The organism is Paraburkholderia terricola, assembly GCF_900142195.1.
In the GTDB taxonomy this organism is placed as follows: Bacteria; Pseudomonadota; Gammaproteobacteria; order Burkholderiales; family Burkholderiaceae; genus Paraburkholderia; species Paraburkholderia terricola.
The window spans coordinates 1-1,594 of record NZ_FRAB01000101.1; the positions used below are offsets into that span (position 1 = coordinate 1).

Genomic DNA, 1,594 nt, shown 5'->3' on the forward strand with positions numbered 1-1,594 from the left:
GATGTCCGGCCCGTCGAGCACGGTGAGGTTGCAGACCTCCTCCGTCATCTGGCTGAGCTGCTGCAGAAAGGGCGTGGCGCGGTTCACCACGTCGCTCGACGCCAGGTAATGGTAGGTGAAGTCGAGCAGCCGCGGCGAGAGCTCGTACTTGCGGCTTTCCGATTCCTTGTTGAGGTAGCCGAGCGCCGTGAGCGTGAAAGTGAAGCGCTGCCCGGCGCTCAGGTCGAGCTGCGTGAGCGTGCAGATCTCGGACAGCGAAAGCTGGCGCTTGGAGCCGTCGAAGGCCATCAGCACCTTCATCGCCTTCTCGACCGATTGCACGTACAGCGTCGATTCGCTGGCGGGTTTGGCCGCGGCCGGGCCCGATGTCTTCTTGCGTGCCGCCTGGGTTCGATCTTGGGTGGCCATGTGCCGTGCTGAGGGGAGCGGGGTTGCATTCGCCTTCGAGGAGGCCCGTTGCGGGCGCCACGCGGCGGGTGATCTATCTCGATGGTAGTCGTCTTCGCGCTGGCGCCTGACGGCGGCGATGGATGGTCGAGTTGCTTGACGGAGTTCGCGTTCGAACACGAAATCGTACACGTAGCCAGCCGCGCTATTTCTGTCCTTTCCCGCGTCTTGCGACATCGAGAAATGCGCGAAGCACGGGTACGCGAGAGTCGGTCAGGTAAGTCAGGCTGACCGGCACCTTGGCGCTCGCATCGGCCATCTCCATCGTCCGGACGAAGGGCCGCCGAATCGCGGCCACCGAGGCCGGGACCAGCGTGACGCCGGCGCCGGCCGCGACGAGCCCGAGGGCCGCGTTGACATCTTCGACAATCGCCGTCACGCGCGGCTCGACCCCGGCCCGGCGCATCAAGGCGATCACTTCGTCAGCGAAACTCGGCCTCCCCTCCTTGGGGAAAAGAACGAGGGACTCGCTCTTGAGCCGCAGCAGCGTCGGATCCTGTCTCAGCTGGCGCGCAATGCTCGAACCCGCTGCGATATACAGCCGTTCGTAGTGCAGGTGCTCCACCGTGATTCCAGGCTCCTGGGGGTAGAAGCGGCCGACACCGAGATGGATGGTGCCGGCACGCAGGGCCTCGATCTGCCGCACCTTGGGCATCAGGGCCAGAGACAGCGTCGCCCCCGGGACCGCCTGCGTGAACGCATGGAGCAATGCCGGGACGGTCTGGTAGATCGCCGTGCCGAGGTAGCCGATATCGAGTTGGCCGATCTCGCCCCGGCTGGCGGCGCGGGACCGGTCCACGGAAGTCCGACCCAGTTCGAGCATGCGCCGTGCATCTTCGAGAAACGCGGCCCCGGCGGGCGTGAGCTGCACGCCGCGCGCGCTGCGCTCGAACAACAACACGCCCAGATGCTGTTCGAGCGCGTGAATCTGTCGCGTGACCGGGGGCTGGGAAATATGCAGCCGCCGCGCGGCGGCACCGACGTTGCCCTCCTCCGCGGCAGCAACGAAATAGCGAAGCTGTCGAAACTCCATTCTTCACTCCTGGTGGCTGGCTCCGGCTGCCGGAGAGCCATACCGATCCCGTATCGCTCGCGCTGATGGAAGGTATTAGACCATATGGCCCGGCATTTCTAGACTACCGCCATG

At 65.3% G+C, this 1,594-nt stretch carries 2 protein-coding genes; both read right to left on the reverse strand.

The window, feature by feature from the left end; translation table 11 throughout:
- A partial coding sequence (locus BUE39_RS33580; protein ID WP_143032060.1) for a helix-turn-helix domain-containing protein occupies positions 1–624 on the reverse strand: 624 nt, incomplete at its 3' end.
- The gene (locus BUE39_RS33585; RefSeq protein WP_011178398.1) at positions 593–1,480 is read right to left on the reverse strand and encodes a LysR substrate-binding domain-containing protein; all 888 of its coding nucleotides are present in this window, start codon (positions 1,478–1,480) and stop codon (positions 593–595) included. The genes BUE39_RS33580 and BUE39_RS33585, both read right to left, overlap by 32 nt.
- Positions 1,481–1,594: the final 114 nt, after the last annotated feature.

Bases quoted from the DNA above. Each gene is read 5' to 3' on its own strand.
- BUE39_RS33585 (WP_011178398.1), bottom strand. From the start codon at position 1,480: ATGGAGTTTCGACAGCTTCGCTATTTCGTTGCTGCCGCGGAGGAGGGC.